Genomic DNA, 21194 nt, shown 5'->3' on the forward strand with positions numbered 1-21194 from the left:
GCCAACCTACGTGCGGTACCCGACATCCAGTCTGGTGGCGGCACAAGACCTGAGGAAGAATTCATGAAAGCCGATATCCATCCGGAATACGTTGCCATCGACGCTACCTGCAGTTGCGGCAACGTCATCAAGACTCGCTCCACGCTGGCCAAACCGCTGAGCCTGGACGTGTGCTCCGAGTGCCACCCGTTCTACACCGGCAAGCAGAAAGTGCTGGACGCTGGCGGCCGTATCGATCGCTTCAAGCAGCGTTTCGGTGTGTTCGGCGCCAAGTAAGCGACCGAGCAGCGAAGAAAGCCCCCATGGCTGTTTTCGCACTATTGAAGAAGGCGTCCCTCGTGGGCGCCTTTTTCGTTTCTGTCGTTTGCCTGCCGGCGCAAGCCTTCTGCCCGTCACCAGGCAAGCTGGCGCAGATCAAGGTGCAGCGCGTGGTGGATGGTGACACCCTGCGCCTGACGGATGGTCGCAGTGTTCGGTTGATCGGCCTCAACAGCCCGGAGCTGGCGCGCAAGGGACGGCCAGCAGAACCTTTCGCCGAGGCCGCACGGGATCGCCTTAGCCAACTGGTCGCCGCCAATGGCGGACGAGTAGGGGTGCAGGTGGGCGAGCAGAGACGGGATCGTTACGGCCGAACCCTGGCTCATCTCTACGGCAGCAGCGGCGATAATCTGGAAGCGCAGATGCTGGCCGAGGGTTTCGGCCAGGTGGTGGCCGTCGCGCCCAATGTAGCGCTTGTCGCTTGCCATCGTGAGGCCGAGCGCCAGGCGCGTGGCGCACGGGCAGGGCTTTGGGCGCAACTGCAACCTTTGCCAGCACGGGCCGTGCGCAGCGCTGGGTTTGCCTTGCTCGAAGGCCAGGTGCAGCGGGTCGAACGCAACCGGGGTGGTGTATGGATCGAGCTGGGCCATTCCGTGGTGTTGCGTATCGCCCCGCAGGTGCTGGATACATTCGATCCGTCGCTGCTGCGTGACCTGCAAGGCAAGCGCATCGAGGCACGGGGCTGGATGATCGATCGTTCTCGAAGTGGCGGCCTCAAGGCTGGCCAGGCACGCTGGATGTTGCCGTTGACCCACGGCGCCATGCTGGAGGTATTGCGATGATGCTTCGTCTGTTTTTCATGCTGTCGATTCTGGCGCCACTTGTAGGCTGTGCGGTGAACCCCGCCACCGGGCGCAACGATTTCGTGATGATGAGCGAGGCCCAGGAGCTGGCGCTCGGGCGCGATGCCCATCAGCAGATTCTTCAGCAATACCCGCGCTACGCCGACGAGGCGCTGCAGGCCTACGTGCAAAGTGTGGGCGAGCGGGTGGCACGGTACAGCCATCGTGGTCAGCTGGACTACCGTTTCACGGTGATCGACAGCCCGGACATCAACGCCTTCGCCCTGCCGGGCGGCTACATCTATATTCACCGCGGCCTGCTCGCCTATCTCGGTTCGGAAGCTGAGCTGGCGGCCGTGCTAGGGCATGAGGTCGGGCACGTGACGGCGCGCCATGGTGTACGCCAGCAGAGCCAGTCGACGGCCTGGAGCATTCTCGGTCAGGCCGTGGCGATGGGTACCGGCGTCGGAGCGGCAGGGGATGTGACTGGTGCCCTGGGCACGGCGTTCGTACGCGGTTATGGTCGCGATATGGAGCTGGAGGCCGATGGCCTGGGAGCACAATACCTGGCGCGTGGCGGCTATGACCCGCAGGCGATGATCGAAGTGGTCAAGGTGCTCAAGTTGCAGGAGGATTTCGCCCGCGATCAGGCTGCCAGGCGCGGCGAGGAGCAGCCGGTCAGTGGCTACCACGGCCTGTTCGATACCCATCCGGATAACGATCGGCGTCTGCAGCAAGTGATCGGCCCGGCGCAGGCGTTGGTTTCCGGGCAGCAGGAGGTCAACCGCGAGGCTTTTCTGCAGCGCCTGCAGAACCTACCCTTCGGCGATTCGGCCGAGAGCGGCATCCGTCGTGGTGAGCGCTTCTATCACCGTGACCTCGACTTCACGCTGGCCTTCGCCACGGGCTGGAGCATCATCAACCAGCCACAGGCATTGATCGGCCATTCGGCGGACGAGCAGGTCTTCGTCGCCATGACCCTGGAAGACAATCCCCGTCAGTTCGATGCCGCGACCCTGCTGCGTCAGCGTATCGGCGGTAATCGCCTGCGTGACGAAACGCCGCTGCAGCAGGCAGGCTTGCAGGGGCACATGGGCTTGATCGACGGCAGTGCGCCGCGCCGGGTAGCGGCTATTCTCAAGGGTGGCAAGGCGTATCTGTTCGTCGGCGCGGTCAAAGGTCGCGCATTGCGAGCGGAGGACGATGCGCAGTTCGTCGCTGCGATCAAGAGTTTCCGACCCTTGCAGGCCGCCGAGCGTAAACTGGCCGAGCCGTTGCGGCTGCAACTGGTACGCGTGGAAAAGGGCCAGACACTCAAGGCCCTGGCGACGGAAAGCGGCCTTTCCGGCGATGCCGAAGGCAGCCTACGCCTGCTCAACAATCTTTATCCACAGGGCGAGCCCCGTCCTGGTGATTGGTTGAAGACGGTTCGCTGAGACACGTTTGCAGGCTGACTGCATAGTCTTGTGCAGGCCCCTGCAACTTGCGTATCCTCGGCCGCCTGCCAGTCAATAGCCCAAAAAAGCGGAAATGCCACTATGTCTGATCTGAAAACTGCCGCTCTCGAATACCATGAGAAGCCCCGTCCAGGTAAGTTGAGCGTCGAACTCACCAAGCCTACCGCCACTGCCCGTGATCTCTCTCTGGCCTACAGCCCGGGTGTGGCCGAGCCGGTGCGTGAGATCGCTCGCGATCCGGAGCTTGCCTACCGTTACACCGGTAAAGGCAACCTGGTAGCAGTCATTTCCGACGGCACCGCGATCCTCGGCCTGGGCGATCTCGGCCCGCTGGCCTCCAAGCCGGTCATGGAAGGCAAGGGTGTCCTGTTCAAGCGTTTCGCCGGTGTCGACGTGTTCGACATCGAAGTCGATGCCGAGAGCCCGCAGGCCTTCATCGACACCGTCAAGCGTATCTCCATCACCTTCGGCGGCATCAATCTGGAAGATATCAAGGCACCCGAGTGCTTCGAGATCGAGCGCGCCCTGATCGAGCAGTGCGACATCCCGGTTTTCCACGATGACCAGCACGGTACCGCGATCGTGACCGCGGCCGGCATGCTCAACGCCCTGGAGATCGCTGGCAAGACCCTGCCGGAAGCCAAGATAGTCTGCCTGGGTGCCGGCGCTGCGGCCATCTCCTGCATGAAGCTGCTGGTGAGCATGGGGGCCAAGGTCGAGAACATCTTCATGATCGACCGCAAGGGTGTGATCCACGCGGGCCGTGATGATCTCAACCAGTACAAGGCGGTATTCGCCACCGAGACCAGCAAGCGCACTCTGGATGACGCCCTGACCGGTGCTGACGTATTCGTCGGCCTGTCCGGTCCGGATCTGCTGAGCGCCGAAGGCCTCAAGCTGATGGCGCCCAACCCGATCGTGTTCGCCTGCTCCAACCCCGATCCGGAGATCGCTCCGGAGCTGGCGCATGCCACCCGTAACGACGTGATCATGGCTACCGGTCGCTCCGATTACCCGAACCAGGTCAACAACGTTCTGGGTTTCCCGTTCATCTTCCGTGGCGCACTGGACGTTCGTGCCAGCCGTATCAACGAAGAGATGAAGATCGCCGCCGCCAACGCCCTGCGCGAACTGGCCAAGCTGCCGGTACCGCAGGAAGTCTGCGACGCCTACGGCGGCATCGCTCTGGAATTCGGTCGTGAGTACATCATTCCGAAGCCGATGGATGCCCGTCTGATCACCGTGGTCTGCGATGCAGTGGCCAAGGCTGCCATCGAAAGCGGTGTGGCGACTCTGCCGTATCCGAAGCACTACCCGCTGCAGTCGGTCAACGACGTGTTCAACGGTTGATCGATCAGTTGGTGACATAAAAAAACCCGCTTCGGCGGGTTTTTTATTGGAGCCACTTCAATCTTCAAGCAGCATGCCCGTGTCACCGAGCCATTCTTGCCGCTTGAGGCTTGCAACTTGCCGCTTAGAACAGATCGATCGGCGCGGTCTCGTCGGCAGGCAGCGGGCTTCCTGGCGCGCCCATGCCCGGGTCGAACTCGTTCATCGGCGGTGGCGAGTCTTCGCTCTTGAACAGCTCGAAGTAGGCATCAGGCGTACCTGGCGCCGCAGCACGCCCACTGTGCGGATCGACGCGCAGGGTGAGGATGCCGTCCGGCTCGCTCGGTGCGTGGCTGGGCCTATCCTTGAGTGCGGCGGCCATGTAACTCATCCAGATCGGCAGGGCCACGGTGCCGCCGTACTCGTTGCGACCGAGGCTTTCCGGCTGATCGAAACCCGCCCACACGGTCGTCACGTAATCGGCGTTGTAACCGGAGAACCAGCTGTCCTTGGATTCGTTGGTGGTACCGGTCTTGCCTGCCAGGTCGGTTCGTCCCAATGCCATGGCCCTGCGTCCGGTACCGCGCTTGATCACATCCTGCAGCATGCTGTTCATGATGTAAGCGGTGCGCTCGTCGAGAACGCGCTCGGCTGCCGCTGGCTCTGGTGGCTCCGGCAACTGTTCCGGAGTCGCCTGCGCCGTACTCATCACACCTTCCTCGCTGACCGGTGGCGGCACTTCGGGTTGCACACTGTTGGGCACGGTCGGCGGGTTGGCGATGAACAGCGGATCACCGTGGCGATTGTCGATGCGCTGGATCAGATACGGCTGAACCTTGTGCCCGCCGTTGGCGAACGTCGTCCAGCCGACGGCGATCTCCATCGGTGTGAGGTTGGCAGTGCCGAGCGCCAGGGACAGGTTGCGTGGCAGATCCTGGCGGTTGAAGCCAAAGCGCTCGATATAGCGCAGTGTCGGCTCTATGCCCATGGCCTGCAGCAGACGAATCGACACCAGGTTGCGCGACTTGTACAGCGCCTCGCGCAAACGGATGGGGCCGAGGAAGGTGTTGTTGTCATTCTTCGGGCGCCAGACCTGATCCATGTAATCGTCGACGAAAACGATGGGGGCGTCGTTGACCAGGCTGGAGGCGGTGTAGCCATTGTCCAGCGCAGCGCTATAGATGAACGGCTTGAAGCTCGAACCCGGCTGGCGTTTGGCCTGGACGGCGCGGTTGTAGTTGCTCTGCTCGAAGGAGAAGCCGCCGACCAGCGCACGAATCGCACCGTTCTGTGGGTCGAGCGAAACCAGAGCGCTTTGTGCGCTGGGTAGCTGCGCGAAGCGCAGGGTCTCGTCGTCCTGGCGCTGCACGCGAATCAGATCGCCGATCTGCACCACGTCGGCCGGTTGCTGTGGCCGTGGCCCCAGGCTGTTGGTGTTGAGGAAAGGCCGAGCCCATTTCATGCTGTCCCAGGACACGGCTTCTTCGGTGCCACGACGGGTCAGCACCAGAATGCCGCTTTTCTCGACCTGGGTAACGATGGCGGGATCCAGCCCGCCACGTGTGCCCTGTTTGTTCAGCTCAGTCTGCCAGGTTTCCCGGGTCATGCCGGGCAGCCGACTTTCCGGGCCGCGGTAGCCGTGGCGCTGGTCGTACTCGATCAGGCCGTCACGCAGGGCTTTGTTGGCCATCTGCTGGAGATCGCTGGGCACCGTGGTGGTGACGTTGAAGCCCTGGGTGTAAGCATCGCTGCCATAGCGGCCGACCATCTCGGCACGTGCCATTTCGGCCACGTAGGGCGCCGGTACTTCCGGTGTCGGCACGTGGTAGCTGGCGTCCATCGGCTCGGCGAGCGCAGTTTCGTAGCGGGCCTGATCGATGCGACCCAGCCGATGCATGCGGCCGAGGATCCAGTCACGACGTTCTTTGGCGCGAGTTGGATTGGTCAGCGGGTTGAAGGCCGAAGGCGCCTTGGGAAGACCGGCTATCGTCGCAAGCTGGGACAGGCTCAAGTCTCGGATGGATTTGCCGTAATAGACTTGGGCAGCGGCTTCGATGCCATAAGCTCGATGGCCCAGGTAGATCTTGTTGACGTACAGCTCGAGGATTTCGTTCTTGCTCAGCTCGCGTTCGATCTGCAGGGCCAGGAGGATTTCGGTGATCTTGCGCGAGAAGCTGCGCTCACTGGTGAGGAAGAAGTTTTTCGCCACCTGCATGGTGATCGTGCTGCCGCCCGACTGAATTTGCCCGGTTTTCAATAATTGCGTGGCAGCGCGCATCAGGCTTGTAAGATCAACGCCATAATGGTTTGCGAAGTTGTCGTCCTCGGCGGCGAGCAGTGCACTGGTGAAGTCAGGCGGAATATCGGCGAAGGCGATGGGCGAGCGGCGCATTTCTCCGAATTCTGCGATCAACTTCCCGTCGCTGCTGTAGACGCGCAGCGGGATTTGTAGCTCTATGCTGCGTAGCGCGTCGACAGACGGCAAGGTCGGGCTCAGGTAGAGGAAAGCGCCGCTTAGACTGAGTAATAGCGCACAAAAAACGGCGATAACGGACCAGCAGAAAAACTTCAGCAAACGCATCAAGATTTTTAGATTTCCAGATAAAAGAATGAATTAAGCGCAAGACAAAAGCGAAAAGATAAAAACTGATCACATTATAAGCGTTTTTTTTGCTGGGGAGCCATTTGCGCTTCTGTCAAGTCTGTTATTTAATGTGGAAAAACATAAATCATCCGTAAGTTACGGATGTCAATAGGAAATCGGTCGTGCTAGGGCTCTTCAGTAAGAAAGCGAATACGCTTTTGGGGATCGATATAAGTTCGACCTCCGTCAAGCTCCTCGAATTGAGTCGCTCAGGAAGCCGCTACAAGGTAGAGGCTTATGCTGTCGAGCCGCTCCCCGCCAATGCTGTCGTCGAAAAAAATATTGCCGAACTCGAGGGTGTCGGTCAGGCGCTATCGCGCGTGCTGGCCAAGGCCAAGAGCAATGTGCGCACGGTCGCTGTTGCGGTCGCCGGATCCGCGGTCATCACCAAGACCGTTGAGATGGAAGCGGGTATGTCGGACGACGAACTGGAAAATCAGCTGAAGTTGGAAGCTGATCAGTACATTCCTTATCCGCTGGAAGAAGTGGCTATCGATTTCGAAGTCCAGGGTGTTTCTCCGCGTAGTTCGGAGCGGGTCGAAGTGCTGCTGGCCGCCTGCCGCAAGGAAAACGTCGAAGTTCGCGAGGCCGCCCTTGCGCTGGCCGGGCTGACCGCCAAGGTGGTGGATGTCGAAGCCTACGCTCTGGAGCGTGCCTACAACCTGCTTTCCGAACAGCTCGGCGGTGTGCACGATGAGCTGACCGTGGCGGTAGTCGACATCGGCGCGACCATGACCACCCTGAGCGTGCTGCACAACGGGCGCACCATCTATACCCGCGAACAGTTGTTCGGTGGTCGGCAACTGACTGAAGAAATTCAGCGTCGCTACGGTCTTTCCGTCGACGAGGCAGGCCTCGCGAAAAAGCAGGGCGGCTTGCCCGATGACTACGAAAGTGAAGTGCTGCAGCCGTTCAAGGATGCCCTGGTGCAACAGGTCTCCCGTTCACTGCAGTTCTTCTTTGCCGCTGGCCAGTACAACGATGTCGACTACATCCTGTTGGCGGGCGGTACGGCCTCGATTCCGGATCTCGATCGCCTCATTCAACAGAAGATCGGTACCCAGACCTTGGTCGCCAATCCGTTCGCGGACATGGCCCTGAGTGGCAAGGTCAACGCGGGTGCGCTGGCCAGTGATGCGCCGGCACTGATGATTGCCTGCGGCCTGGCGATGAGGAGTTTCGACTGATGGCGCGGATTAACCTCCTTCCCTGGCGTGAGCAGCTGCGCGAAGAGCGCAAGCAGCGCTTCCTGGTTTGCCTTGGTGGCCTGTTGGTGGCTGCCGCGGCTGTAGTCTTTTTGGGTGATCAGTACCTCAGCGGTGAGATCGAGAACCAGCAGGCGCGCAATGCTTATGTGCGCAAGGAAATCGCTGTGCTGGATACGCGAATAGCCGAAATCAGTGAGTTGCGTACGCGCCGCCAACAGCTGCTCGAACGCATGAAGATCATTCAGGATTTACAGGGCAATCGCCCGATTATTGGTCGTGTATTCGATCAGTTGGTGCGAACCCTGCCCGATGGCGTGTATTTCACCGGGGTGAAGATGACCGGCAAGACTATCGCGATTGTTGGCGCAGCCGAATCGAACAGTCGTGTTTCCAAACTGATGCGTGATATGGATGCCTCCGACTGGCTGGCAGTACCCAACTTGACCGAGGTCAAGGCCGTTACCGCTGGCGCGGTGGATCAGGCCAATACCTTCCAGTTGACCGTGCAGCAGTCGCGGCCTGCCAAGGAAGAATCGGAGGTCAAACCATGAGCCTGAGTGAGTCCCTGGCGAGCTTGCGCAAGATCGACGTCAATGACCTCGATCTCAACAACATCGGTTCTTGGCCGGCAGCCGTTAAAGTCATTGCCGGCATCCTGGCCGTGGTACTGGTTCTGGCGCTCGGTTACAACTTCCACCTGAAGGATTTGCAAGCCAATCTGGAACGGTTGCACATGGAAGAGGAGACGCTCAAGCAGCAGTTCTCCACCAAGGCTTTTCAGGCTGCCAACCTGGAGGCCTATCGCGAACAGATGAACGAAGCCGAAGTGTCGTTCGGCGCCCTGCTCAAGCAGCTGCCCAGTGATACCGAGGTACCAGGGCTGCTGGAGGATATCACTCGAACCGGCTTGGACAGCGGTCTGGAGTTCGAGGAGATCAAGTTGCTACCGGAAGTCACTCAGCAGTTCTACATCGAGTTGCCCATCCAGATTAAGGTGGTTGGTGGCTACCATGACCTGGCTACCTTCGTCAGTGGTGTCGCCAGTCAGCCGCGTATCGTGACGCTTCATGATTTCGAGATGGTTCCAGCAGAGCAAGGCAGCACCTCCAAGTTGCGCATGAGCATCCTGGCGAAAACCTATCGCTACAACGATAAGGGAGCACAGCCATGAAGCGCGTCTTCCTGTCGAGCTTGCTACTGCTTAGCCTGGGGGGCTGTGGTGGCGGTGATTTCAGTGATCTTCAGGCCTACATGGATGAGGTGCGGGCTCGACCGAAAGGTCAGATCGAGCCGCTCCCTCAGCCCGAACCCTATGAGAGTTTCACCTACAGTGCTGCTGCCCTGCGTGCTCCGTTCCAGCCACCCGTGAAGATCGACCTGGTCAACCGGGCGAAGGGAAGCAAGGAAATCAAACCGGATGAAACCCGGGTCAAGCAGTTTCTCGAAGGGTTCAATATCGAACTCTTCGAAATGGTGGGTACGCTGGCAAATGACCATGGCTCGTTCGCCTTGGTCAATGGTGCCGGTGGCGTTCATCGCGTCAAGGTCGGGGATTACCTGGGACGCAATGAGGGCCGGATCATATCCATCGACAGTGCCAAGATCGACGTGGTCGAAATCGTCCCTGACGGTGATGGTGGCTGGCTCGAGCGCCCCCGTACCCTCACTCTGAAGGAGCGCTCCTGAGGAGCGAGGTAAACCATGAACAGAAAAAACCGGTCTGCCAAACGGAATCCAAGCATGAACAGCTCTTTTTCACGTCTCAGCGTTTCGCTGCTGGCGATTTTGCTCTCTCCCGCAGCCCTGGCAGCCAACCTGCAGGCGCTGGATGTTGCTGCTCTGCCGGGCGACCGTGTCGAGCTGAAACTGTCATTCGACGAGCCGGTAACGGCGCCGCGTGGCTATACCATCGAGCAGCCAGCCCGTATCGCGCTGGATCTGCCTGGGGTCACCAACAAGCTGGGGGTGAAGAACCGCGAGCTGGGGATGGGCAATGCGCGTAGCGTGACCGTTGTCGAGGCCAAGGATCGCACCCGTCTGATCATCAACTTGACCAATCTGGCGCCCTATAACACCCGTACTGAAGGCAACGACCTGTTCGTGCAGGTTGGAACCGGTGTCGCCACGACAGCCGCTGCTCCAGCAACGGCCCAACCTGCACCGGCCGCTGCCACGCCTGCCGCAACTCCGGCCGCACCCAAGGTGTTCGGCGCGGTGAGCAAGGCGATCCGCAGTGTTGATTTCCAGCGTGGTGAGCAGGGTGAAGGCAACGTCGTCATCGATCTGTCGGATGCCTCGGTGAGCCCCGATATTCAGGAGCGCGGTGGCAAGATCATCCTGAATTTCAACCGAACTCAATTGCCCGAAGCCCTGCGCGTTCGTCTTGACGTCAAGGACTTCGCCACGCCGGTGCAGTTCGTCAGTGCCAGCGGCACAGGTGACGATGCGAGCATCGTTATCGAGCCAGTCGGTGCTTACGACTACCTGGCTTATCAGACCGAGAACAAGCTGACCCTTAGCGTCAAGCCGTTGACTCAGGAAGATGCCGAGAAACGCCAGGCTGAGCGGTTTGCCTACTCGGGCGAGAAACTGTCGCTCAACTTCCAGGACATCGACGTGCGTTCGGTGCTGCAGTTGATCGCCGACTTCACGGATCTCAACCTGGTCGCCAGTGACACGGTGGCCGGCAACATTACCCTGCGTCTGCAGAATGTGCCGTGGGATCAGGCGCTGGATCTGGTGCTGAAAACCAAGGGCCTGGACAAGCGTCAGGTTGGCAACGTACTGCTGGTAGCGCCGGCTGCAGAGATATCCGCTCGTGAGCGCCAGGAGCTGGAGTCGCAGAAGCAGATCGCCGAGTTGGCACCCCTGCGCCGTGAGCTGATCCAGGTCAACTATGCCAAGGCTGCGGATATGGCCAAGCTGTTCCAGTCGGTGACCAGTGCCGATGGTGGCGCGGCTGACGATCGGGGTTCCATCACCGTCGACGAGCGTACCAACAGCATCATCGCCTATCAGACTCAGGAGCGTCTGGACGAGCTGCGCCGCATCGTGGCTCAGCTGGATGTGGCGGTGCGCCAGGTAATGATCGAGGCGCGAATCGTCGAAGCCAATGTCAACTATGACAAGGCGCTGGGTGTCCGCTGGGGCGGTGGTGCGAGACGCGGTGGGTGGGATGTAAGTGGTAAGGATGGGGTTCAGGCCTTTGACCCGGACACTGGTCAACGTCTGACCGTGGGAACCGATCAGGTTGGCAGCACGACGTTGGAGGATGGGCTGGCCCGCTTGCCTTTCGTCGATATGGGGGTGGCCGGTAGCACTTCAGGTATTGGTATCGGTTTCCTGAGCAACAACGTCGTACTGGATCTTCAGCTTTCGGCGATGGAAAGTTCGGGCAATGGCGAGATCGTCTCCCAGCCCAAGGTGGTTACTTCGGACAAAGAGACCGCGAAAATCCTCAAAGGCCAGGAAATCCCCTATCAGGAAGCCAGCTCCAGCGGCGCGACCAGTACCTCCTTCAAGGAAGCCGCACTATCCTTGGAAGTCACGCCGCAGATCACTCCTGACAATCGCATCATCATGGAAGTGAAAGTGACCAAGGATTCTGCTGATTACCAGCGGGCGATCAATGGTGGCGCGCCGCCGATCAACAAGAACGAAGTCAACGCCAAGGTGCTGGTCGCCGACGGCGAGACCATCGTGATTGGTGGCGTGTTCGAGAACACGCAAAGCAAGGCTGTGAGCAAGGTTCCGTTCTTGGGCGACGTGCCTTACCTGGGGCGTCTGTTCCGCCGTGATATCGTTACCGACAACAAGACCGAGTTGCTGATTTTCATCACCCCGCGCATCATGAACAGTCAAGCGGTGGCCGTGAGTCGGTAATTTGTGCGTAATTTGATCCTTGTTGGCCCGATGGGAGCTGGGAAGAGCACCATCGGGCGTTTGCTTGCCAAAGAGTTGCGGTTGCCATTCAAGGACTCCGACAAGGAGATCGAACAGCGTACCGGTGCCGACATTCCCTGGATTTTCGATGTCGAGGGTGAACAGGGCTTTCGTGAGCGCGAACAGGCGGTGATCTGCTCGCTTTGCGAATCCGATGGTCTGGTGTTGGCTACCGGGGGCGGCGCAGTGCTGCGACCGCAGAACCGGCAAGCGCTGAGAGCTGGCGGGCGAGTGGTCTATCTGCATGCCTCCGTCGAGCAACAGATCGACCGCACTGCACGTGATCGAAATCGTCCATTGCTGCGCGCGCCCAATCCTGGGCAGGTGCTGGCGGATCTGCTCGCCATTCGTGATCCGCTGTATCGGGAAATCGCCGATGTGATCATCGAAACCGATGAGCGCCCACCGCGTATGGTGGTTCAGGAAATTCTCGAGCGGCTGGAAGCGCTAGCGCCCCGTTAATGACTGGGCCGAACTGCGTTATCCTAGAGTCCTTTTTCAATTGGGGGCTCCATGCAAACACTTCATGTCGATCTCGCCGAGCGCAGCTACCCCATTCATATCGGTGCTGACCTGCTCGGTCGTGCCGATCTGCTGGCGCCGCATATCGTGGGTCGCCAGGTGGCAATCGTCACCAACCAGACTATCGCACCCTTGTATCTGGCTGCGCTGGAAGCGACTCTTGCGGATTATCGCGTCACCTCGATCGTGCTGCCCGATGGTGAAGCCTTCAAGAACTGGGAAACCCTGCAGGCCATCTTCGACGGGTTGCTCGGGGCGCGACATGATCGTCGTACCACGGTCATCGCGCTGGGTGGCGGTGTAATCGGCGATATGGCCGGGTTCGCGGCGGCCTGCTATCAGCGTGGCGTGAACTTCATCCAGATCCCTACGACGCTGCTGTCCCAGGTCGATTCTTCGGTAGGCGGCAAGACCGGTATCAACCATCCACTCGGCAAGAACATGGTCGGGGCCTTCTATCAGCCTCAGGCGGTGCTGATCGATACGCGCAGCCTGGATACTCTACCGCCACGCGAGTTGTCGGCAGGGCTGGCTGAAGTGATCAAGTATGGCCTGATCTGTGACGAGGCTTTTCTCGGTTGGCTCGAGAAGAACATGGCTGCGTTGCGCGGCCTGGATCAGGTGGCATTGACTCTGGCCATCGAGCGCTCCTGTGCAGCCAAGGCGCGTGTGGTCGGGGCCGACGAACGGGAAACCGGCGTACGCGCTACCCTGAATCTCGGGCATACCTTCGGTCACGCCATCGAGACCCATATGGGCTATGGCGTCTGGTTGCACGGTGAAGCGGTAGCCGCGGGAACGGCGATGGCCCTGGAGATGTCTCATCGCCTGGGCTGGATCACTGCCGATGAACGCGACCGGGGCATTCGCCTGTTTCTGGCGGCAGGCCTGCCTGTCGTGCCGCCGCAGGAAATGACCCCTGCGGATTTTCTTGAGCACATGGCTGTCGACAAGAAAGTACTGGATGGCCAGTTGCGCCTGGTGCTGCTGCGTTCGCTGGGCGAAGCGGTAGTGACCAGTGATTACCCGCGAGACATCTTGAATGCCACTCTGGCCGCCGACTACCCGGCGCTGGTGGCTCGGCTTAACAATCAGTGAGTATTCAATGACCAGTTTGCACGCCGACGAAGCGTTTCTCGACCACTACCAGTTCACCCACGATCCCTTCGCGGCGCGGGTGCCGGGCTTCAAGTTCTTCCCGGCGCAGCGCAAGCCCGTGCTTGGGCAATTGCACCACCTGGCTCGCTACAGTCAACTGCTGCTGGTGGTGACGGGGCCCGAGGGCAGTGGCAAGACCCTGTTGCGGCAGGCGCTGGTCGCCAGCACCAACAAACAGGCCGTGCACAACGTGGTGGTTTCCGCTCAGGGGGCTGCCGACCCGGCGACATTGATGCGCCATATCGCTCAGGGTCTCAATACCCAGCAGACGGATCGCGCGTCGTTGCTGGCCCAGGTTGGCCAGCTGTCGCTGACGGGGCAGGAAGTTTACCTGCTGATCGATGATGCCGAAGAGCTCAGTGAGGCTGCGCTGGAGGCTTTGCTGGTGCTGGCTCAGGGTGATTCGGAAGGGCGCCCCCATGTCTTTCTGTTTGCCGATAGCGATCTCATCTCGCGCCTGGATGCCTTGGCCGATGCAGAGGAAGTGTTCCACGTCATCGAGCTGCAGCCCTACACCGAGGATGAGACGCGCGAGTATCTGGCGCTGCGTCTGGACGGCGCTGCTCAGGGCATCGAGCTGTTTTCCGATGAGCAGATCGAACTGATCCACGAGCGTTCCGGTGGCTGGCCGGGTGAAATCAACCGGGTGGCACGTGATGTCCTGATCGATGCCATGGCGTCGCGCCGTGGGGCGGCGAAGGGTGGCGGTTTCTCCTTCAATCTGCCGAAAAAACATCTGCTGGCGTTGGGTGTGATTGGTATCGGTGTGGTCGCGGCCTTGCTGATGCAGGGGCGCTCGGATTCCACGGATGCTCCGGCCCCTCAAGCGCAACTGCCTATTGGCGCTTCGCAGCAGCCGCAACAGCAACCCGAAGCGCAGGCGACCCAGCCTGGTGCCGAACAGGGCGCCGATGGTCGTCCGGCCATCGAGTTTGCCGGTGGCAATCAGCCGCTGCCCTTGCCCCTGGTCGGGCAGTCGCAACCGGTGATTCGTCAGCCGCTGGCGCAGGCTGCGGGAGAAACGGACGGTGAGGCCAATGTCGAGTTGCCCGAGCCAGTGACAAGCACGCCGGTGACCGTTCCTCCGGTGGCGTCGCAGCCGACCCCGCCCGCCACGCCGGCTCCCCAAGCGTCCCAGCCGGTCGCGCAGCAACCCAAGCCTGTTGAACAGCCCAAGCCAGTGTCACCGCCGGCACCAGCGTCCAGGCCGACGCCTGCAGCTCAGGCGCCTGCGACGGCCAGCGCAGCGCAAGACAGTGGCTGGTATGCGGCACAGACCAAGAGCCACTACACCCTGCAGATTCTTGGTACCAGTACGGAAAGCAGTGCGCGTTCCTTCGTCAGCCAGAATGGCGCGCAATACCGGTATTTCAAGAAGATGCACCAGGGCAAGCCGCTTTTCGTCATCACTTATGGTAGTTTTGCCAGCCGCGATGCTGCCCAGGCAGCCGTGAAGACCCTGCCGGCCAAGGTTCAGGCCGGTAAGCCCTGGCCGAAAACCTTCGCCAGTGTCACTCAAGAGATGGCGCCCTGACAGAGTCAGGCCCGTCACTGGGGGCAGTCATCTGCCCATGTGACGGGCTCTCTTTCATTTTTGCGACATTTTATTCCGGTTTTTCGTCACATTGTTCTTTGTGACGCTTATCCCGCTATGTACAATGGCCTCCGTTTGCCTGCGTAAAGCCGGGCGCATCGACCTGCGCGCAGGGTAATTGATTGAATTAGAAAGAAAAATGCCGAGTAAGGCAGTCTGGTGAGAGTTCCCTATGAAAGCAGGTCTATACCATCCTGATGAGTTCAAGGATAACTGCGGCTTCGGCCTGATCGCGCACATGCAGGGTGAGGCCAGCCATCACCTGTTGCAGACGGCGATAGAAGCACTGACCTGCATGACCCACCGTGGCGGCATCAATGCCGACGGCAAGACGGGTGATGGCTGTGGTTTGCTGATTCAAAAGCCCGATCTGTTCCTGCGCGCCGTCGCCAAGGACACCTTCGGCGTCGAACTGCCCAAGCAGTATGCCGTGGGCATGGTCTTTCTCAATCAGGACGAAACCAAGGCCAGCGCTGCCCGCGACAACATGAATCGCGAGATCCAGGCCGCCGGCCTGACCCTGGTCGGCTGGCGCAAGGTGCCGATCGATACCAGCGTACTCGGCCGCCTGGCCCTGGAGCGCCTGCCGCAGATCGAGCAGGTATTCATCAGCGCCGATGGCCTGAGCGATCAGGACTTCGCCATCAAGCTGTTCTGCGCCCGTCGCCGCTCTTCGGTGGCCAATGCCGCGGACAGCGATCACTACATCTGCAGCTTCTCGCACAAGACCATCATCTATAAAGGCCTGATGATGCCGGCCGACCTGCAGCAGTTCTACCCGGATCTGGGTGACGAGCGCCTGCAGACCGCGATCTGTGTGTTCCACCAGCGCTTCTCCACCAACACCCTGCCGAAGTGGCCGCTGGCTCAGCCGTTCCGTTTCCTCGCCCACAATGGCGAGATCAACACCATCACCGGTAACCGTAACTGGGCACAGGCACGCCGTACCAAGTTCGAGAATGGTCAGATTCCTGCCCTCGAAGAGCTCGGCCCGCTGGTCAACCGCGTGGGCTCCGACTCCTCGAGCATGGACAACATGCTCGAGCTGATGGTCACTGGCGGCATCGACCTGTTCCGCGGCGTGCGCATGATCATTCCGCCAGCCTGGCAGAACGTCGAAACCATGGACGCCGACCTGCGGGCGTTCTACGAATACAACTCCATGCACATGGAGCCCTGGGATGGCCCGGCCGGCGTAGTGCTGACCGATGGCCGCCACGCCGTGTGCCTGCTCGACCGCAACGGCCTGCGCCCGGCGCGTTGGGTGACCACCACCAATGGTTACATCACCCTGGCCTCGGAAATCGGCGTGTGGAATTACCAGCCCGAAGACGTGGTCGCCAAGGGCCGTGTCGGGCCGGGTCAGATCCTTGCCGTCGATACCGAAACCGGTCAGGTGCTGACCACCGACGACATCGACAATCGCCTCAAGTCCCGCCACCCCTACAAGCAGTGGCTGCGCAAGAGCGCGCTGCGTATCCAGGCGACCATGGAAGACAACGACCATGGTTCGGCCTTCTACGAGGCGGATCAGCTCAAGCAGTACATGAAGATGTTCCAGGTCACCTTCGAGGAGCGTGACCAGGTGCTGCGTCCGCTCGCCGAGCAGGGCCAGGAAGCGGTCGGCTCCATGGGCGACGATACGCCGATGGCCGTGCTGAGCCAGCGCGTGCGCTCGCCGTACGACTATTTCCGCCAGCAGTTCGCGCAGGTCACCAACCCGCCGATCGACCCGCTGCGCGAAGCTATCGTCATGTCGCTGGAGATCTGCCTCGGTGCCGAGCGCAACATCTTCGACGAGTCGCCGGAACACGCCTCGCGGGTGATCCTCAGCTCGCCGGTGATCTCCCCGGCCAAATGGCGCACCCTGATGAACCTGGAGCGCCCAGGTTTCGAGCGGCAGATCATCGACCTCAACTACGACGAGTCGATCGGCCTGGAAGCGGCCGTGCGCAACATGGCCGATCAGGCCGAGGAAGCCGTGCGCGCCGGCAAGGTGCTGCTGGTACTGAGCGACCGTCACATCGCGCCGGGCAAGCTGCCGGCTCATGCCGCGCTGGTCACCGGTGCGGTGCACCACCGTCTGACCGAGACCGGTCTGCGTTGCGACTGCAACATCCTGGTGGAAACCGCCACCGCCCGTGACCCTCATCATTACGCGGTGCTGATCGGTTTCGGCGCTTCGGCGGTGTATCCGTTCCTGGCCTATGAAGTGCTGGGCGATCTGATCCGTACCGGTGAAGTGCTGGGCGATCTGTACGAAGTCTTCAAGTATTACCGCAAGGGCATTTCCAAGGGCCTGCTGAAGATCCTCTCGAAGATGGGCATCTCCACCGTCGGCTCCTACCGCGGTGCTCAGCTGTTCGAAGCGGTCGGCCTGGCCGACGAGGTCACCGGCCTGTGCTTCCGTGGTGTGCCGAGCCGCCTCAAGGGCGCGCGTTTCGTCGACCTGGAAGCCGAGCAGAAGGCACTGGCGGGCGAAGCCTGGAACAACCGCAAGGCGATCCAGCAGGGCGGCCTGCTGAAGTTCGTATACGGTGGCGAGTACCACGCCTACAACCCGGATGTGGTCAACACCCTGCAGGCGGCGGTGAAGCAGGGCAGCTACGAAACCTTCAAGGAATACACCAAGCTGGTGGATACCCGCCCGGTGTCGATGCTGCGCGACCTGTTGCAGGTCAAGCTGGCCGATACGCCGCTGGCTCTGGACGAAGTCGAGCCGCTGGAGTCGATCTTCAAGCGTTTCGATGCCGCCGGTATCTCCCTGGGCGCGCTGTCGCCGGAGGCTCACGAAGCCCTGGCCGAAGCGATGAACCGCCTCGGTGCGCGCTCCAACTCCGGTGAGGGCGGTGAAGACCCGGCGCGCTACGGCACCATCAAGAGCTCCAAGATCAAGCAGATCGCCACGGGCCGTTTCGGGGTCACCCCGGAATACCTGGTCAATGCCGAAGTGCTGCAGATCAAGGTGGCTCAGGGTGCCAAGCCGGGCGAAGGCGGCCAGTTGCCGGGTGGCAAGGTCAACGGCCTGATCGCCAAACTGCGCTATGCGGTACCGGGTGTGACGCTGATTTCGCCGCCGCCGCACCACGATATCTATTCGATCGAAGATCTGGCTCAGCTGATCTATGACCTCAAGCAGGTCAACCCCAGTGCCCTGGTGTCGGTCAAGCTGGTATCCGAAGCGGGCGTCGGCACCATCGCGGCCGGTGTCGCCAAGGCCTACGCCGACCTGATCACCATTTCCGGTTACGACGGCGGCACCGGCGCTTCGCCGCTGACGTCGATCAAGTACGCCGGCGCGCCGTGGGAACTGGGCCTGGCGGAAACCCACCAGACCCTGCGCGGCAACGACCTGCGCGGCAAGGTGCGGGTGCAGACCGACGGTGGCCTGAAAACCGGCCTGGACGTGATCAAGGCCGCCATCCTCGGCGCCGAAAGCTTCGGCTTCGGTACCGCGCCAATGGTTGCCCTGGGCTGCAAATACCTGCGCATCTGCCACCTGAACAACTGCGCCACCGGCGTGGCCACGCAGAACGACAAGCTGCGCAAGGATCACTTCATCGGCACCGTCGACATGGTGGTGAATTTCTTCACCTACGTTGCCGAAGAAACCCGCGAGTGGCTGGCCAAGCTGGGCGTGCGCAGTCTGGGCGAGCTGATCGGGCGTACCGATCTGCTGGAAATCCTGCCGGGCGAAACCGCCAAGCAGAACCACCTGGATCTGACCCCGTTGCTCGGCAGCGATCACATTCCCGCGGACAAGCCGCAGTTCTGTGAGGTCGACCGCAACCCGCCGTTCGACCAGGGCCTGCTGGCCGAAGAGATGCTGTCCATGGCCAAGTCGGCGATCGACAGCGCCAGCGGTGGCGAGTACGAACTGGACATCTGCAACTGCGACCGCTCCATCGGTGCTCGCATATCCGGCGAAATCGCTCGGGTGCATGGCAACCAGGGCATGGTCAAGGCGCCGATCACCTTCCGTTTCAAAGGTACTGCCGGGCAGAGCTTTGGCGTGTGGAACGCCGGCGGCCTGAACCTGTACCTCGAAGGCGATGCCAACGATTACGTCGGCAAGGGCATGACCGCTGGCAAGCTGGTGGTCGTGCCGCCGAAGGGCAGCCCGTTCAAAACCCAGGAAAGCGCCATCATCGGCAACACCTGCCTGTACGGCGCTACCGGCGGCAAGCTGTTCGCGGCCGGTACCGCCGGTGAGCGTTTCGCGGTACGCAACTCCGGCGCCCACGCGGTGGTGGAAGGTGTGGGTGACCACTGCTGCGAGTACATGACCGGCGGTTTCGTCTGCGTGCTGGGCAAGACCGGCTACAACTTCGGCTCCGGCATGACCGGTGGTTTCGCCTATGTGCTCGACCTGGACAACAGCTTCTATGACCGGGTCAACCACGAGCTGGTGGAAATCCAGCGGATCAACAACGAGTCCATGGAGGCTTACCGTAGCCACCTGGAGCGTGTGTTGGCCGAGTACGTCGAAGAGACATCGAGCGAGTGGGGCCGTAATCTGCTGGAGAACCTGGACGACTACCTGCGCAAGTTCTGGCTGGTGAAGCCGAAGGCCGCGAACCTCAAGTCGCTGCTCTCCAGCATCCGAGCCAACCCGCAATAAAACAGCTGCAAGTGGCAAGCCTCAAGCTGCAAGTTAGGAGCAGAGGCATGCCGGCCACCGTGATTGTCTTGCGGCTTGCAGCTTGAAGCTTGCCGCCGCTGTTAAGAGGTTTATGACATGGCTGAACGTCTGAATAACGACTTCCAGTTCATCGAGGTCGGGCGCAAAGACCCGAAGAAGAAGCTGCTGCGTCAGCGCAAGAAAGAATTCGTCGAGATCTACGACACCTTCAAGCCGGCCCAGGCCGGCGACCAGGCGCACCGCTGCCTGGGCTGCGGCAACCCATACTGCGAGTGGAAGTGCCCTGTACACAACTTCATCCCCAACTGGTTGAAGCTGGTCTCCGAGGGCAACATTCTGGCCGCTGCCGAGCTCAGCCACCAGACCAACACCCTGCCGGAAGTCTGTGGCCGCGTGTGCCCGCAGGATCGCCTGTGCGAAGGTGCCTGCACCCTCAACGACGGCTTCGGCGCAGTGACCATCGGTTCGGTGGAGAAGTACATCACCGACACCGCCTTCGCCATGGGCTGGCGTCCGGACATGTCCAAGGTCAAACCGACCGGCAAGCGTGTCGCGGTGATCGGTGCCGGCCCCGCAGGCCTGGGCTGTGCCGATGTTCTGGTGCGCAACGGCGTGACCCCCGTGGTGTTCGACAAGAACCCGGAAATCGGCGGTCTGCTGACCTTCGGCATTCCCGAGTTCAAGCTGGAAAAGAGCGTGCTGAGCAATCGTCGCGAAGTTTTCACCGGCATGGGCATCGAGTTTCGCCTGAACACCGACGTGGGCAAGGACATCACTCTCCAGCAACTGCTGGATGAGTACGATGCCGTGTTCATGGGCATGGGTACCTACACCTACATGAAGGGCGGTTTCCCGGGCGAAGATCTGCCGGGCGTACACGATGCGCTGGATTTCCTGATCGCCAACGTCAATCGCAACCTCGGTTTCGAGAAAGCGCCGGAAGACTTCGTCGACATGAGGGGCAAGCGCGTCGTGGTTCTCGGCGGTGGTGACACCGCGATGGACTGCAACCGTACCTCGATCCGCCAGGGTGCCAAGGCCGTGACCTGCGCCTATCGCCGTGACGAAGCGAACATGCCGGGCTCGCGCAAGGAAGTGAAGAATGCCAAGGAAGAGGGCGTGAAGTTCCTCTTCAACCGCCAGCCCATCGCCATCGTCGGCGAGGACAAGGTCGAAGGCGTGAAGGTGGTCGAGACCCGTCTCGGCGAGCCGGATGCCCGTGGCCGTCGCAGCCCCGAGCCGATCCCGGGTTCCGAAGAGATCATCCCGGCGGAAGCGGTGCTGATCGCCTTCGGGTTCCGCCCGAGCCCGGCGCCCTGGTTCGAGGAGTTCGATATCCGTATCGACACCCAGGGTCGTGTGGTCGCGCCGGAAAAGGCCACCTTCAAGCACCAGACCAGCAATCCGAAGGTGTTCGCCGGTGGTGACATGGTGCGCGGTTCCGACCTGGTGGTAACGGCCATCTACGAAGGCCGCAATGCGGCGGAAGGGATTCTCGACTACCTCGGTGTCTGAGCAGTACGCCTTCCGACGAGGCCGGCAGTATGCCGGCCTCGTCGTTTCTGGCCCTCTAGAGCCTGTTTTTAACGCAGCAGTGC

At 61.0% G+C, this 21194-nt stretch carries 15 protein-coding genes; 14 read left to right on the forward strand and 1 reads right to left on the reverse strand.

Translation table 11 applies throughout. The features are described from left to right. Positions 1–63: 63 nt before the first annotated feature. From rpmE to DNK10_RS09370, 4 genes are all read left to right on the forward strand, one after another. A complete protein-coding gene (gene rpmE, locus DNK10_RS09355; protein ID WP_042552353.1) occupies positions 64–276 on the forward strand; it encodes a 50S ribosomal protein L31 in 213 nt (70 codons plus the stop codon). 26 nt (positions 277–302) lie between these two features. After that, positions 303–1100, forward strand: coding sequence for a thermonuclease family protein (locus DNK10_RS09360; protein WP_208738802.1), 798 nt, complete (start codon positions 303–305; stop codon positions 1098–1100). Continuing rightward, positions 1100–2536: a M48 family metalloprotease gene (locus DNK10_RS09365; protein ID WP_131191538.1), complete on the forward strand. Its 1437-nt coding sequence runs from the start codon at positions 1100–1102 to the stop codon at positions 2534–2536. The genes DNK10_RS09360 and DNK10_RS09365 overlap by 1 nt, the downstream gene beginning before the upstream one ends. 102 nt (positions 2537–2638) lie before the next feature. Beyond that, positions 2639–3907 carry a malic enzyme-like NAD(P)-binding protein gene (locus DNK10_RS09370; protein WP_131180060.1) on the forward strand — a complete coding sequence of 423 codons (1269 nt, stop codon included), beginning with the start codon at positions 2639–2641 and terminating at the stop codon, positions 3905–3907. A gap of 124 nt (positions 3908–4031) precedes the next feature. Here DNK10_RS09370 and DNK10_RS09375 read toward each other — a convergent pair whose 3' ends face one another. Further along, on the reverse strand, positions 4032–6470 hold the full coding sequence (locus DNK10_RS09375) for a penicillin-binding protein 1A (protein WP_131191345.1): 2439 nt from the start codon (positions 6468–6470) through the stop codon (positions 4032–4034). A gap of 182 nt (positions 6471–6652) precedes the next feature. On the opposite strand from DNK10_RS09375, the gene DNK10_RS09380 reads away from it, so the two are divergent. The 10 genes from DNK10_RS09380 (at position 6653) to DNK10_RS09425 (ending at position 21111) form a co-directional block, all read left to right on the forward strand. After that, on the forward strand, positions 6653–7717 hold the full coding sequence (locus tag DNK10_RS09380) for a pilus assembly protein PilM (protein ID WP_131180062.1): 1065 nt from the start codon (positions 6653–6655) through the stop codon (positions 7715–7717). Continuing rightward, the gene (locus DNK10_RS09385; RefSeq protein WP_131191346.1) at positions 7717–8289 is read left to right on the forward strand and encodes a PilN domain-containing protein; all 573 of its coding nucleotides are present in this window, start codon (positions 7717–7719) and stop codon (positions 8287–8289) included. The genes DNK10_RS09380 and DNK10_RS09385 overlap by 1 nt, the downstream gene beginning before the upstream one ends. Then, a complete protein-coding gene (gene pilO / locus DNK10_RS09390; protein WP_131191347.1) occupies positions 8286–8909 on the forward strand; it encodes a type 4a pilus biogenesis protein PilO in 624 nt (207 codons plus the stop codon). The genes DNK10_RS09385 and pilO overlap by 4 nt, the downstream gene beginning before the upstream one ends. Continuing rightward, complete coding sequence (gene pilP / locus DNK10_RS09395; protein WP_131180065.1) at positions 8906–9424, forward strand: type 4a pilus biogenesis lipoprotein PilP; 519 nt, start codon at positions 8906–8908, stop codon at positions 9422–9424. Before pilO ends, pilP begins: the two co-directional genes overlap by 4 nt. A 54-nt stretch (positions 9425–9478) precedes the next feature. Continuing rightward, positions 9479–11620 carry a type IV pilus secretin PilQ gene (locus DNK10_RS09400; RefSeq protein WP_131191348.1) on the forward strand — a complete coding sequence of 714 codons (2142 nt, stop codon included), beginning with the start codon at positions 9479–9481 and terminating at the stop codon, positions 11618–11620. A gap of 3 nt (positions 11621–11623) precedes the next feature. Then, on the forward strand, positions 11624–12142 hold the full coding sequence (gene aroK, locus DNK10_RS09405; RefSeq protein WP_131180067.1) for a shikimate kinase AroK: 519 nt from the start codon (positions 11624–11626) through the stop codon (positions 12140–12142). Between the two features lie 51 nt (positions 12143–12193). Further along, a complete protein-coding gene (gene aroB / locus DNK10_RS09410; protein WP_131191349.1) occupies positions 12194–13300 on the forward strand; it encodes a 3-dehydroquinate synthase in 1107 nt (368 codons plus the stop codon). Positions 13301–13307: 7 nt separating this feature from the next. Next, the gene (locus tag DNK10_RS09415; RefSeq protein WP_131191350.1) at positions 13308–14894 is read left to right on the forward strand and encodes an SPOR domain-containing protein; all 1587 of its coding nucleotides are present in this window, start codon (positions 13308–13310) and stop codon (positions 14892–14894) included. A gap of 232 nt (positions 14895–15126) precedes the next feature. Continuing rightward, on the forward strand, positions 15127–19575 hold the full coding sequence (gene gltB / locus DNK10_RS09420) for a glutamate synthase large subunit (protein WP_131191351.1): 4449 nt from the start codon (positions 15127–15129) through the stop codon (positions 19573–19575). Positions 19576–19692: 117 nt separating this feature from the next. Further along, a complete protein-coding gene (locus tag DNK10_RS09425; RefSeq protein ID WP_131191352.1) occupies positions 19693–21111 on the forward strand; it encodes an FAD-dependent oxidoreductase in 1419 nt (472 codons plus the stop codon). Positions 21112–21194 lie beyond the last annotated feature (83 nt).

Origin of the sequence: Phytopseudomonas daroniae, assembly GCF_004327275.1 — a bacterium.
GTDB classification, from domain to species: Bacteria; Pseudomonadota; Gammaproteobacteria; order Pseudomonadales; family Pseudomonadaceae; genus Aquipseudomonas; species Aquipseudomonas daroniae.

What these genes read in the sequence shown, in the direction of transcription:
- rpmE (WP_042552353.1), top strand. Translation starts at nt 64, where the DNA reads ATGAAAGCCGATATCCATCCGGAATACGTTGCCATCGACGCTACCTGC.
- DNK10_RS09360 (WP_208738802.1), top strand. Translation starts at nt 303, where the DNA reads ATGGCTGTTTTCGCACTATTGAAGAAGGCGTCCCTCGTGGGCGCCTTT.
- DNK10_RS09365 (WP_131191538.1), top strand. Translation starts at nt 1,100, where the DNA reads ATGCTTCGTCTGTTTTTCATGCTGTCGATTCTGGCGCCACTTGTAGGC.
- DNK10_RS09370 (WP_131180060.1), top strand. Translation starts at nt 2,639, where the DNA reads ATGTCTGATCTGAAAACTGCCGCTCTCGAATACCATGAGAAGCCCCGT.
- DNK10_RS09385 (WP_131191346.1), top strand. Translation starts at nt 7,717, where the DNA reads ATGGCGCGGATTAACCTCCTTCCCTGGCGTGAGCAGCTGCGCGAAGAG.
- pilO (WP_131191347.1), top strand. Translation starts at nt 8,286, where the DNA reads ATGAGCCTGAGTGAGTCCCTGGCGAGCTTGCGCAAGATCGACGTCAAT.
- pilP (WP_131180065.1), top strand. Translation starts at nt 8,906, where the DNA reads ATGAAGCGCGTCTTCCTGTCGAGCTTGCTACTGCTTAGCCTGGGGGGC.
- DNK10_RS09400 (WP_131191348.1), top strand. Translation starts at nt 9,479, where the DNA reads ATGAACAGCTCTTTTTCACGTCTCAGCGTTTCGCTGCTGGCGATTTTG.
- aroB (WP_131191349.1), top strand. Translation starts at nt 12,194, where the DNA reads ATGCAAACACTTCATGTCGATCTCGCCGAGCGCAGCTACCCCATTCAT.
- DNK10_RS09415 (WP_131191350.1), top strand. Translation starts at nt 13,308, where the DNA reads ATGACCAGTTTGCACGCCGACGAAGCGTTTCTCGACCACTACCAGTTC.
- gltB (WP_131191351.1), top strand. Translation starts at nt 15,127, where the DNA reads ATGAAAGCAGGTCTATACCATCCTGATGAGTTCAAGGATAACTGCGGC.
- DNK10_RS09425 (WP_131191352.1), top strand. Translation starts at nt 19,693, where the DNA reads ATGGCTGAACGTCTGAATAACGACTTCCAGTTCATCGAGGTCGGGCGC.